The 12,136-nt window shown below is 37.3% G+C and carries 9 protein-coding genes; 3 read left to right on the top strand and 6 right to left on the bottom strand.

Annotation, left to right across the window (positions count from 1 at the left end):
• Positions 1-7: 7 nt before the first annotated feature.
• Positions 8-994, bottom strand: coding sequence for a phosphatase domain-containing protein (locus D5J18_RS05215; RefSeq protein WP_119057963.1), 987 nt, complete (start codon positions 992-994; stop codon positions 8-10).
• 55 nt (positions 995-1,049) lie between these two features.
• Here D5J18_RS05215 and D5J18_RS05210 point away from each other — a divergent pair, with 55 nt between their 5' ends.
• Both D5J18_RS05210 and D5J18_RS05205 read left to right on the top strand, forming a co-directional pair.
• Entirely contained in the window at positions 1,050-1,940 is an 891-nt protein-coding gene (locus D5J18_RS05210) for a diacylglycerol/lipid kinase family protein (protein WP_119057962.1), read from the top strand.
• A 1-nt stretch (position 1,941) separates the two neighbouring features.
• Positions 1,942-2,976 (top strand): GDP-mannose 4,6-dehydratase, encoded by a 1,035-nt coding sequence (locus tag D5J18_RS05205; protein WP_119058136.1) that lies wholly within the window; start codon positions 1,942-1,944, stop codon positions 2,974-2,976.
• Positions 2,977-3,029: 53 nt separating this feature from the next.
• On the opposite strand, the gene D5J18_RS05200 is transcribed toward D5J18_RS05205, so the two are convergent.
• Entirely contained in the window at positions 3,030-4,622 is a 1,593-nt protein-coding gene (locus D5J18_RS05200) for a peptide chain release factor 3 (RefSeq protein WP_119057961.1), read from the bottom strand.
• 168 nt (positions 4,623-4,790) lie between these two features.
• Here D5J18_RS05200 and D5J18_RS05195 point away from each other — a divergent pair, with 168 nt between their 5' ends.
• Positions 4,791-5,363 carry a sugar transferase gene (locus tag D5J18_RS05195; RefSeq protein WP_119057960.1) on the top strand — a complete coding sequence of 191 codons (573 nt, stop codon included), beginning with the start codon at positions 4,791-4,793 and terminating at the stop codon, positions 5,361-5,363.
• A gap of 35 nt (positions 5,364-5,398) precedes the next feature.
• Here D5J18_RS05195 and dnaB read toward each other — a convergent pair whose 3' ends face one another.
• The 4 genes from dnaB to D5J18_RS05170 all read right to left on the bottom strand — a co-directional run bounded on the left by dnaB (position 5,399) and on the right by D5J18_RS05170 (position 11,853).
• Positions 5,399-6,943: a replicative DNA helicase gene (dnaB, locus tag D5J18_RS05190; RefSeq protein WP_119057959.1), complete on the bottom strand. Its 1,545-nt coding sequence runs from the start codon at positions 6,941-6,943 to the stop codon at positions 5,399-5,401.
• 87 nt (positions 6,944-7,030) lie between these two features.
• Positions 7,031-7,984, bottom strand: a complete 954-nt coding sequence (locus tag D5J18_RS05185; RefSeq protein WP_119057958.1) for an acetyl-CoA carboxylase carboxyltransferase subunit alpha — start codon at positions 7,982-7,984, stop codon at positions 7,031-7,033.
• Between the two features lie 29 nt (positions 7,985-8,013).
• Positions 8,014-10,578 carry a YfhO family protein gene (locus tag D5J18_RS05180; protein WP_119057957.1) on the bottom strand — a complete coding sequence of 855 codons (2,565 nt, stop codon included), beginning with the start codon at positions 10,576-10,578 and terminating at the stop codon, positions 8,014-8,016.
• 180 nt (positions 10,579-10,758) lie between these two features.
• The gene (locus tag D5J18_RS05170) at positions 10,759-11,853 is read right to left on the bottom strand and encodes a DUF6263 family protein (protein WP_133298107.1); all 1,095 of its coding nucleotides are present in this window, start codon (positions 11,851-11,853) and stop codon (positions 10,759-10,761) included.
• Positions 11,854-12,136 lie beyond the last annotated feature (283 nt).

Below are 12,136 nucleotides of genomic sequence, written 5' to 3'. Positions count from 1 at the left end.
TTTTGGTTTAAAAAATGTACTCATCTATTTTATAATCGATTAACCCCCATTCTTTAGATTTCTTTAAGGCTTGCAAAGTCGTATCAAACAGAAGGACTCTTTGTTCTTCTACACACATTTCGCTTAGTAATTTTTGTGTTTTTACGGCATTATTTTTCGATTTATTTCGTAAAAAAACAGCAATAATTCTCCCTGGAAAATCCAAAGAAATTTTTTTGTAAATATACGGGTCTTGCTGTGTATTGTCCCCAATTAGAATATAATTTTGGTTCGGAAAAGCTTCCAGCAGTGATTTTATGCGGTCATATTTGCCTTGGTGTCCTGTCTTCCCTGTTTGGAAGAAATTTTTGAGCTTTTTTAAATCATTCAGCAAAAAAATACCTTCAGGCAACTGATGTTTTTTGAAAATAGTATTCAAGTAATCATACAAATTCCATTCGCTGCTGCTCACATAGAAAAAGGGATTGCTTTCCTCGCCAGGAACTTCTGTTTCTGCCAATTTCCTGTACCATTCTACCGTGTGGTCAAAAAGCTTTCGCTCCTCAGGATTTTTACTTATCATTTCATACAACCGACGAAAAATGCTTGCACTATAAGACTTTAATACCGTATCATCAATATCAGAAATAATTCCATGAGAAGTTTTATAAGGCTTAAAAAATTTCCCCTCGCTGTGGGTAATTTCATTTCCGTCGTTGTCTATAGCCTTTACTTGACACGAATGCCAACCATGGGGAATCAAATTTGCAGGTTTACATTCAAACATGAAGTAACCGTTTTCATCACTTTTAGAATCTATAATTTGATTAAAAAAATGAATTTTTAATTTCACTTCTGTCAATGGCTTTACTCGAAATAAAGTCAAAAGAGATTTGATATTTGACCCCAACCAAGAATCTTTCACATCAAAATGAATCGGCTCATGCTGGAAGACATGCCCATTGATGATTAATTTTTCTTCGCCGCAAAAGCTGTGATAAACTTTAATAAACATTTATTTTGATAAATATTGATTACTTAATTACATTTGGAGAAATCTAATTTCTGTTATGGACAGTCGAAAAATTTTATTTGTACTGAATCCGGCTTCCGGCCCTAAAGATAAAGATTATAAAGAGGAAATTGAAGCTTATTTTTCACAATTTCCAGAAATTTCTGTCGCTTACCACACGCCCAACTGGTCTGCCAACGCTTCAATAGAACTCCAAAAAGAAATCAAGCAAAATCACTACGATACCGTAGTAGCTTCTGGCGGAGATGGTACGGTGCGTTTCGTTGCAGAAATTTTGTATGGCAGCTCTACACACATGGGTATTTTGCCTACGGGTTCAGCAAATGGCTTGGCTAAAAATTTAGAATTAGATAAAGGTATTTTCCACGCTTTGGAGACGATAAAGGAAAACCAAACACACCGTGTTTCTTCTTTGACAGTCAATGGTGCCTTCTGCATACATTTGGCAGATATTGGCTTGAATGCCTCAATTGTGCGGCGATTTGAGAAACAAAAACGCCGTGGTTTCTTAGGTTACTTAAAAGCTTTCGTGAGTGTATCATTCAATCAAACAGCCTCTAAAGCAGTAATTTACATAGATAATGAAGAGTACCAAATGAAATTTTATATGTTGGTATTTTGCAACGCAACGGGCTATGGCACTGGTCTTGCTATCAACCCCAACGGAAAATTGGATGACAATCAATTTGAATTGGTGCAAGTCGAGAAATTTTCTCTGATGGAAGCCCTGCGCCTATATCTCGGTAAAGATAAGCCCAGCCCCGAAATCGTTCGCATTATGCCTTGCCGTAATCTGATTGTAAAAACGAAAAAACCTGTGCACCTACAAGTAGATGGCGAATACCAAGGTAAAACAAAAACTATCAAGGTTTTATTCAATGATAAATTCATCAAAATGATTGTTCCTAAATCTTTTATTCAAAATTAAAATGAAAATTTATTTAGTCACTGGCGGAGCTGGATTTATTGGCTCACATTTGGTCGAGAATTTAATTCAAAAACATCAAGTTATTGTGGTAGATAATTTTGATGATTTTTATGATTATTCCATTAAATTAAAAAATTTACAGGCCGCAACGGGAGTTTCAGCTGAAATCAAAGGAGATAAATGGGAGGATATTGAATGCTTTGCTCAGAAAGATATTCCAAACTTTAAACTCTACACGGCCAATATCGTTGACAGAGATTCTATTTTTAAAATTTTTGAAAATCATCACATAGATGCGGTAATTCATTTAGCCGCTTTAGCTGGCGTTCGGCCATCAATTCAGCAGCCTTTGCGCTACGAAGAAGTTAATGTAAAGGGAAGTCTAAATATTTTTGAAGCCTTAAAAAATTTTAAGGTTAAAAAATTATTATTTGCTTCTTCCTCCTCAGTTTATGGCAATAATGCTAAAACTCCCTTTGCAGAAAGCGACCCAGTAGATTTTTCTATTTCGCCCTATGCTGCGACCAAGAAGTCAGGAGAAATTCTAGCCCATGTATATCATCATTTACATGAAATAGACATGCTATTATTGCGCTTTTTCACCGTCTACGGACCCCGCCAACGCCCAGATTTAGCAATTCATAAATTTACTAATTTGATTGAAAATGGCGAGCAAATTCCATTCTATGGTGATGGTTCTACGGCTAGAGATTACACGTATATTGATGACATTATTCAAGGAATTTTAAAAGCCTTGGATTATATAGAGAAAAACGAAAACGTGTACGAAACGCTGAATTTAGGTGAAAACCAAGTGGTGAAATTAAGCGAAATGCTAGCTAGCATTGAAGCAACTTTGGGCAAAAAAGCGCTGCTGAATCATCTGCCAATGCAACCTGGCGATGTGAATTTGACCAATGCTGACATCAGAAAAGCTAAAAAACTAATCGGCTATGCGCCAACTACAGATTTCTCTACTGGAATTCAAAAATTTGTAGATTGGTACAGGAAAAACAATATTTTTTTTAAGCCTTAAAAAATAAAGTTCTGTTTTTCTTAAAATTTTTTAAGGCTTAAAATTTTTTTCTCTTAAAACTCACTGACGGTGTGTAATTTCACGCTTGGGTACTTTTGTTCTGTCATTTGAATCGTGAATGCTGAATCAGCCAAAAAGACTAGCTGATTGTATTTATCTCGAGCTAGGTATTTTTGTTTCACACGCAAGAACTCTTTAAACTCTTCTGAATTCTCATCTTGTGGCTCTACCCAACATGCTTTGTGTATATTGATATTTTCGTAGCTCACTTTGGCATTATACTCGTGCTCTAGCCGATATTCTATAACTTCAAACTGCAGTGCCCCAACGGTCCCGATGATTTTTCTGTTGTTGTATTCTAGCGTAAAAAGCTGGGCAACGCCTTCATCCATCAGCTGGTCTACTCCTTTCTCAAATTGCTTGGCTTTCATCGGGTCAGCATTATTCACGTAGCGGAAGTGCTCAGGAGAGAAACTTGGTATTCCCTTGAATTGCAATTCCTCACCTTGCGTTAGCGTATCCCCAATGCGGAAGTTGCCCGTGTCATGCAAACCTACAATATCGCCTGGGAAGCTCTCATCTATAATTTCTTTTTTATCGGCAAAAAAAGCATTTGGGCTACTAAATTTCAGGTTTTTACCGTTGCGAACGTGTAAATATGGTGTGTTTCTTTCAAATTTTCCCGAAACCACTTTCACAAAGGCTAATCGGTCTCGGTGTTTGGGGTCCATATTTGCATGAATTTTAAAGACAAAACCTGTGAAGTTCTCTTCAGTCGGTTCCACGATTCGCACATCACTCTCTTTGGGCAGCGGATTTGGTGCTATATCTATAAAGGCATTGAGCAACTCACGCACCCCAAAATTATTGAGTGCTGAGCCAAAAAATACGGGTTGCAGTTGCCCTTTGAGGTATTCTTCTTTGCTGAAATTAGGGTAGACTCCTGTAACTAAGTCAACTTCTTCGCGTAAAGTTTCTGCCGCCTCATCGCCTAAGATTTGATTCAGTTCTGGGGTAGCAAGATCTTCAAACTCAATCCCTTCACTTATTTTTTGCTTGTTTTGGGAAGAAAAAAGTTGAATGTTTTTTTCCCAGATATTATAAATACCTTTGAAGCGATCGCCCATGCCAATGGGCCAAGAAAGCGGCGTAACAGTCAGGTTGAGCTTCTGCTCTACTTCATCAAGCAAATCAAAGGCATCTTTCCCTTCACGGTCTAATTTATTGATGAAAACAAGCATGGGAATGTTACGCATTCGGCAAACTTCTACCAATTTTTCCGTCTGTTCTTCAACTCCTTTGGCAACATCAATCACAACAATCACACTATCTACCGCCGTCAAAGTTCGGTAAGTATCCTCAGCAAAATCTTTGTGCCCAGGTGTGTCTAAAATATTGATTTTCTTACCCTTATATTCAAATGCTAAAACAGAAGTCGCTACCGATATCCCACGCTGTCGCTCGATTTCCATAAAATCAGAAGTTGCTGATTTTTTGATTTTGTTGGATTTCACTGCTCCTGCTTCTTGTATCGCTCCACCAAAAAGCAGAAGTTTCTCGGTAAGTGTAGTCTTGCCAGCATCAGGGTGAGAGACTATCCCGAAGGTTTTTCTTTTCTGAATTTCTTTTTGTAATAATTTAGACATACCTCAAATTCAAGGATGGCAAAGATAAGTTTTTTTGAACAAGTAATGGGTGAATGGCGAGCCCAATTCTTTGTTAACTTTATGATGAATTAAAAAAAATATTTAAGAAAATTTATTTTAAATTTTTTAAGCCTTAGAAAATATGTGTTTTTATCTTTGTCTTAAGATATGGGACTAAAACCGATTTTTGATTACACATTGGCTTCCATCCTGTTGGCCGTCTTTGCTTTCCCGATGCTCCTGATGTGGCTGATTGCGAGCTGGGACACGGGGCAAAATGGCTTTTTTATTCACACTCGAATCGGGAAAAACGCTAAGCCTTTTAAAATGTTTAAAATAAGGACTTTAAAAGGACATTACACGGATCCTATCACTACCGAAAAAACACATCAACTGACGAAATCAGGTCGTTTCTTTACGCGCTATAAATTGGATGAATTGCCCCAGCTTCTAAACATTTTGAACGGAACGATGAGTTTTGTAGGCCCTAGACCTGATGTTGCTGGTTATGCTGATGAATTGGAGGGCGAAGACAGAATAATTCTCTCTGTGAAGCCTGGCATCACAGGCCCTACACAACTAAAGTATAGAAATGAGCGTGAAATTCTCAATAAGCAAAGCGATCCTAAAAAATTCAATGATGAAGTTTTGTGGCGTGATAAAGTGGAAATCAACAAGGCTTATGTGAGAAATCAAAATTTCATGAAAGATTTAAAAATTCTTTGGGATACGGTTTTTTAATTTTTTGTTTAAATTTTCTCAAGCCTTAAAAAATTTTAAAAAGGAACTTCGTTATCATCATCATTAGAGTAATCATCTATCCCAAAGGAATCTAACGGATTAATGTTTGGTAATTCAAAATCATCATTATTCATACTGCTCTGTAATTCCATGGGGCCACTGCTGAAGCTGGTAGACTCCGCTAAGTCCATGAATTTTGCTTGCTCTGCGATGAATCGTAAACGGATGTTTTCTAAAGCTCCATTTCTGTGTTTTGCGATAATCAATTCCGCTTGACCTTCCGTTGGGCTCTGTTCTTCATCGTCCCAAGTTGGGATTTTGTAATACTCAGGTCTGTAAATAAACGACACAATATCTGCATCTTGCTCTATCGCTCCAGATTCCCTCAAATCAGATAATAAAGGGCGTTTGCTTCCTCCTCGTGTTTCTACTGCTCGAGATAACTGAGAAAGTGCAATCACTGGAACTTCCAATTCTTTAGCAATCGCTTTCAAACTTCGAGAAATTGTCGAAATCTCCTGCTCTCGATTTCCACTAGATTTATCTTTGGTTGTCATCAACTGGAGGTAATCAATAATTATCATTTTCACGCCGTGTTGCGAAACCAATCTTCGGCATTTTGCTCGTAAATCAAAAACATTCAGCGCTGGTGTATCATCAATGAAAAGCGGTGCGTTTTCTAATTTTTTTACCTTGGTATAGAGTTGCTTCCACTCGGCATCCGTTAAATTTCCTTTTTTTATTTTTTCGTTATCAATACCTGTTTCGCCAACAATAAGCCTCGTAATCAACTGAATACTTGACATTTCTAATGAAAACACTGCCACTGGTATTTTATAATCAACGGTAATATTTTTTGCCATCGAAAGTACAAATGCCGTTTTACCCATACCTGGGCGAGCTGCTAAAATCACCAAATCTGATGGATGAAAACCACTCGTAATTTTATCAACATCTCTAAACCCAGATGGCACACCACTTAGGCCCTCTTTCTCAGACATGGCTTTAATCTGCTCAATTGCTTGGTATACCAAAGATTTTGAATCTTTGTACTCTGACTTTAAACTTCCATCTGTAATTTTAAAGATTTCTGATTCTGATTCATCCAAAAGTTCAAAAATATCTGTCGTTTCATCATAAGCTTTATCAATGATGCTTGATGAAATTTCAATCAATTTCCGTAGTACATATTTTTCTTGAATCACCCGTGCGTGAAACTCAATATGGGCAGAGGAAGCTACCTTTTGGGTCAAGCCAACCAAATAGTAATTTCCTCCTATGCTATCATAATCTCCGTTTTTTCTCAACTGATTAGAAACCGTCAAAAGGTCAATCGGTTCAGATTCATTGAATAAAGTCGCTATCGCTTTAAAGATTTTCTGATGCTGAGGACGGTAGAAAAAATCTTCTTGTAAGATTTCGATGGTTTCATTCAAACCTTTTTTGTCAATCATCATAGCGCCCAAAACTGCTTCTTCTAAATCAATGGCTTGCGGTGGCATTTTGCCTCGTTCTGCTGAAGATGAAGTTTTTTTGGGAATGGAAAAAGATGCCTGAGTTTTACTTTGTGTTTCGTTCATGGGAGAGCAAAATTAAAAAAAAGTGGATTACTAAACCCACTTTCTAAACATTCATTTTATCCGCAATAGATTTTTTTTAAATTCTATTTAGCCTTTAAAAATTCCGAAATCAAGAAATTTACTCTGCCTTTCTTCTGCCAATTTTTCTGGACTTAATTTTTGAAGGTCTAGAAATTCTTTTTTAATGACCTTTTTTACATTATCAAAGGTTTCATAGTAATCATAATGCGCTCCGCCCAATGGTTCAGGAATTATTCCGTCAATGATTCCTTGTTTTTTCATGTCTTGCGGTGTCAACTTCAGTACTTCTGCAGCTGTTTCTTTATAATCCCAGCTTCGCCACAGAATAGAGGAACAGCTCTCTGGTGATATGACAGAATACCAAGTGTTTTCTAGCATATAGACTCGATTCCCTATACCGATGCCTAAGGCTCCTCCTGATGCACCTTCACCAATTACGATACAAATCACGGGAACACTTAGTTTCATCATCTCATAAATGCTCTGAGCGATGGCTTGTCCTTGCCCTCTTTCCTCTGCCTCTAAGCCTGGATACGCACCTGGTGTATCAATAAAAGTGACTATGGGCTTTCCAAATTTTTCAGCCAATTTCATCAGACGCATTGCTTTGCGGTAACCCTCGGGGTTTGACATCCCAAAGCGACGATACTGGCGTTGTTTGGTGTTTTTCCCTTTCTGCTGGCCGATGAACATAAATGTCTGCTCATCAATTTTACCAAAACCTCCCACCATAGCTTTATCATCGGCAAAATTTCGGTCACCATGTAGTTCTATAAAGGTATTTTTGGTCAATCCATAGATGAAATCCAAGGCATATGGTCGATTGGGGTGACGAGACAACTGCACCCGTTGCCATGGCGTTAATTTACTGTAAATCTGCTTTTTTTTAGCTAAAATTTTATCCTCTATTGCTATACATTTCGCTCTGGTATCCACGCCCTTCTGCTCACCTTCTAGTCTGCAAGATTCATAACTCTCATATAGGCTTTTTATCGGCTCCTCAAATGGCAAATAATCCATAATTAAAATTTTAGTGGGTTTAAAGATAATTAATTTTTAGAAATTTCAATCTCATCTTCTTTTTTAGAGCGATTTTTTTTCCAATGATAAAAAATTCCGCCCAAAACCAAAAGAATAAAAATGATATTGGAAGCTAGCATCATTGTTTTGCCTCGTTGAATCACTTGTGGTTCAAATACAAAATCAATCTGATTCGTTCCTGCTGGGATTTCTAATCCTCTCAGAAAATAATTTGTCTGTAAAATTTCAACTTCTTCTCCATTAATATATGCTTTCCATCCTTTGGGGTAATAAATTTCTGAAAAAACGGCATAGCCCGATTGTTCGTTTTTACTTTCATAGCTCAACTTCATCGGGTGGTAAGATTTTAAGTTAATTTCAGCATTTTCATTGGAGAATTTCAGCGCTTTTGCTCCAGCTACAGCTACGTTTTTTATATCAATTTTACCAATTTTCACCAAGGCTGAATCTGCTGATTCTTGTGGCAAAACTTGAGAAACAAACCACGCATTCCCAGCCACGGCTGGATTTTGAATCAACTGAGGTTTTTGAGCTCCTCCTACCACTACAAATTTGGTGTTCAATAGGTTTAAAATGTTTTCTCTCCCGCTCAAAATCCCAAGTTTTTTCATTTGTATGCTGTCGTTAGAGAAATATAGATCAATCACATTTTGGTAATTCTGGAGTTTCGCTCCGTGGTATCCGCCCAACGAAGGCAGAAAATAGGAAGTTTGAGTTTCGTTGAATGTACTAGAAATCGTATTAAAAACCCTGTAATGCCCAGGATTTTGCTTTTTCAACTCATTAAGTAAATGATTGACTGGAATCTTATGCGCAATTTGCATCAGTGCTGGTGAGCCTTTTTGCGCTTCATTCAGGAGTCGCTGAGAAACTTCTGTAGGAAATGGATTTTCAACCCATTGCTTAGGTATAAAATCTTCATTATTTAGGTATCTTTTATTCACTCCCCACAGGTCTATAATCGTCAAAACAGCGATTCCTGCGATGACGATTTCTTTGGATTTGATATGTTTTTTAAAATATGCTAAAATCAATCCCGCAGCTAAGGCTACGAAAATGAAAGTCCTCAGCGTATCGGCTTGAAATAAAGCTACGCGGTCAGCTCTGATTCCATTGGCTACAAATGTGGGTAATTGCGCTTCTACTGGTGTTGCAAAACTGAATAAATTTGGCCCAACGAAATAGAGAATTAATAAAATTCCTAAAGTTCCTAAAGATACATATAGTGTTTTTTTATAAATTTCTAAAGGCTTTAAAAATTCTTTTTTGAATATATAATAAATTGCAAAGGCGGCCAAGAGTGGCATCGTAAATTCAGCAATGACTAATATCGAAGAAACGGCTCTAAATTTATCATACAAAGGTACGTAGTCGATGAATATATCAGTGAGCCACATCATGTTTTTCCCCCACGATAGAAAAATCGAGAAAAGCGTTGAGCTTAGTAGCCACCACTTCCATTTGCCTGGCACAATGATGCAGCCTAACAAAAAAAGAAAAACGACGATAGCTCCTTGGTACGCTGGGCCACTCGTGAAGGGTTGGTCGCCCCAATAGGTTGGCAGATAATATAAATATTGCTGGTAATAATCATATTCTTCTGGCGAACGAACATTATTTTCTAGAGCTTTCTTCAAATTCGGTTTACTTTCCTCATCAGCCACTGAGCCGCCACCCATGAGGTTTGGAATCCATAAATTTAAGGTTTCTAGTTTCCCGTAGCTCCAATGGGTGATGTAAGATTTATCTAGACCACTCGGGTTGGAATCTTCAAACAAAGTAACGTCATTTTCTCCTCGGGTAGAAAATTGCGTGTATTCTTGCGTTGCCATCAACGGGCTACTGTTCATTCCAAATGCTAGCACCACTGCTGAAATGGCTAATAAACTTTTGATAAAATAATCTCTGATGGAATGATTTTTTAAGGCTTCAAAAAATTCAGCAATGAAATAAAAAAGTACTACAAAACCAAAATAGTAGGTCATCTGCGGATGACTTGCCAAGAGCTCTAGCGCCATGAATAGCGTGGCAAGAAGAAATCCTATAATGTATTTTTTTCTAAAAATGAGTATCAACGCAGCCATAAACGGTGCAAAGTAGGCGATGGCATGGACTTTAGCATTGTGCCCAGCTTCAATAACGATGAAAAAATAAGTCCCTAAAGCGAATAAAAAAGCACTCAATGCAGCATACTTCCAGTTTCTGAAAAGTACGAAACCTAGAAAGAAAAATCCACCTAAGAGAATAAAAAGATAATCTGCAGGGCGTGGCAAAAAGCGAAAAATTTCGTCTACTTTTTTTACCCAGTAGCCATCATAGCTAGCGCCCGTTTGGTAGGTGGGCATTCCGCCAAACATGGCATCAGACCAGTAAATGTTTTCACCTGTTTGTTTCTGATATTGGAGCATTTCTTCTGCGCTACCTTTGTAATTGATAATATCTGGCTGAGACAAAGCCATACCCCCCGTGATGACTGGCGCATTGTATGCCAAAGAAAATACTGCAAAAACGATGAGCATGATTGCAGCATAAATTAAATTATTCTTTTGGTTTTTCTGTAATAATTTCTTCATATTCTACGGTTTCCGCCTCGACTTCATATTTAGAATCTTCTACATTTTTGGTTTTAAAAATTCGCACCTCTTTACCAGATTTTTTCTCTTTTTTTAAAGGCTTAAAAATTTTTAAAATCCAAGAATAAATCAAATACAGGACTAAAAATAGGATTAATATTTTAAAAAATGAGCCCATCTTTAATTAACCTTAGTGGTAGATTTAGTAGTGGAAGACATATTTTGTTTTTGCCCTTGGTATTCTTGAGTGATTTTCAAAACCTCTTTTTTCTCAATAGTCGCTTGGTTAAGCCAACCAGATCGGGCATCAATTTTTGCTGTTCCAGTAACATTCCCTTCAATGCTTCTGGAGATTTTCACCCCTTGCTCCAAAGTATTGGAATCTCTACCGCTACTCGAGCCAGAAATTTGTATATCAACCTGATCATCAGCTACATTTTTAAGCGTATATTTCATTTGAGCTTTAGCATTATCTGTTGAATTATTCATCTCCCAACTTTCCCCGATTTTCACTGATTTAGTAGGGTAGTAACCAATGGATTCTAAGAACATGGCTTCCATCGCTTGCTTGCTGAGAGAAACTTGCAACATTTGGTCTAGGCCTTTTTTCTCTTCTTCGCTTAAGCCTTTTGCTAATTTCGATTTCACTTTTTCTCGAATCGGAGCCAAACCATCAATGTCCAGTACTTTACCGTTTTTTGAAATCTCCATCGTGTAAGAATTCCCTACGATTGTTTTGAAGAATTCGTATTGCTGCGCAGCCATTTCATTCGTTGGTTTCCCTGCATTGGTATCAAACCCGATGGACTCTCCTTGCATACTTGATTTTTCCTGAAATCTTTTGAAAGTTACTTTCAGTACATAACTTTGCAACTTCTCCTCTATTACTTCATACGAGAGTTCGTTGGTAGAAATCTGGGAGATTTGTTGACTGTTTTTACCGTCTGATTGTGTACTCGTGGTGTTAGTCGAAACTTTGAATGGGTAGGTTTGCCCTTTTTCTAAATTAAATTGGAAAGAATAAGTCCCGTCTTCATTCTTCTGAAAAGCCGTCTTTTTCTCGACTTTTTCTGTTTCGGCAGTAGTCATTGTTTCTTCTGTTGTATCAGTTTTTTGCAGCGCTTCCGCCTCCTTCAATGTAATGGTATCTCCCTGGGCATTTACGGTGAGTTCCTCTCCATTTTCATTTTTGCCAACTATTTTTCCTTCAAATTTTTCTTTTTTGCACGCTACTACCGCCATTATAACGGTACAGATTAAAACGATCTTCTTCATTCATCAAAATTTTGTGCAAGTTACAAATTTATGCTGGCATTGCGTGAAAGTGTGAAAAAAATACCTCGCCTAGTAAATGCACTATGGGTGATTAAAAATTAAATTTCATGCCGATAATTTTTATTCATAAAGAAAAAAACACCCCAAGTTGAGGTGTTTTTTGGTTTAAAATTCAGTTGCTAAAATAGGACAAGCCTAAGCATAGCTGAACAGAGATGATGATGGAATGTAAATCATTTTTACCAATCTATTTTTAGGTAGATGACTCCATAATCTATTGCCC

The sequence above is a fragment of the Candidatus Ornithobacterium hominis genome, assembly GCF_900538215.1.
Taxonomy (GTDB): Bacteria; Bacteroidota; Bacteroidia; order Flavobacteriales; family Weeksellaceae; genus Ornithobacterium; species Ornithobacterium hominis.
This window is presented reverse-complemented; position numbering and strand designations above follow the sequence as displayed.

Coding starts and splice junctions, on each gene's coding strand:
- D5J18_RS05215 (WP_119057963.1), bottom strand. CDS start 994: ATGTTTATTAAAGTTTATCACAGCTTTTGCGGCGAAGAAAAATTAATC.
- D5J18_RS05210 (WP_119057962.1), top strand. CDS start 1,050: ATGGACAGTCGAAAAATTTTATTTGTACTGAATCCGGCTTCCGGCCCT.
- D5J18_RS05205 (WP_119058136.1), top strand. CDS start 1,942: ATGAAAATTTATTTAGTCACTGGCGGAGCTGGATTTATTGGCTCACAT.
- D5J18_RS05200 (WP_119057961.1), bottom strand. CDS start 4,622: ATGTCTAAATTATTACAAAAAGAAATTCAGAAAAGAAAAACCTTCGGG.
- D5J18_RS05195 (WP_119057960.1), top strand. CDS start 4,791: ATGGGACTAAAACCGATTTTTGATTACACATTGGCTTCCATCCTGTTG.
- dnaB (WP_119057959.1), bottom strand. CDS start 6,943: ATGAACGAAACACAAAGTAAAACTCAGGCATCTTTTTCCATTCCCAAA.
- D5J18_RS05185 (WP_119057958.1), bottom strand. CDS start 7,984: ATGGATTATTTGCCATTTGAGGAGCCGATAAAAAGCCTATATGAGAGT.
- D5J18_RS05180 (WP_119057957.1), bottom strand. CDS start 10,578: ATGAAGAAATTATTACAGAAAAACCAAAAGAATAATTTAATTTATGCT.
- D5J18_RS05170 (WP_133298107.1), bottom strand. CDS start 11,853: ATGAAGAAGATCGTTTTAATCTGTACCGTTATAATGGCGGTAGTAGCG.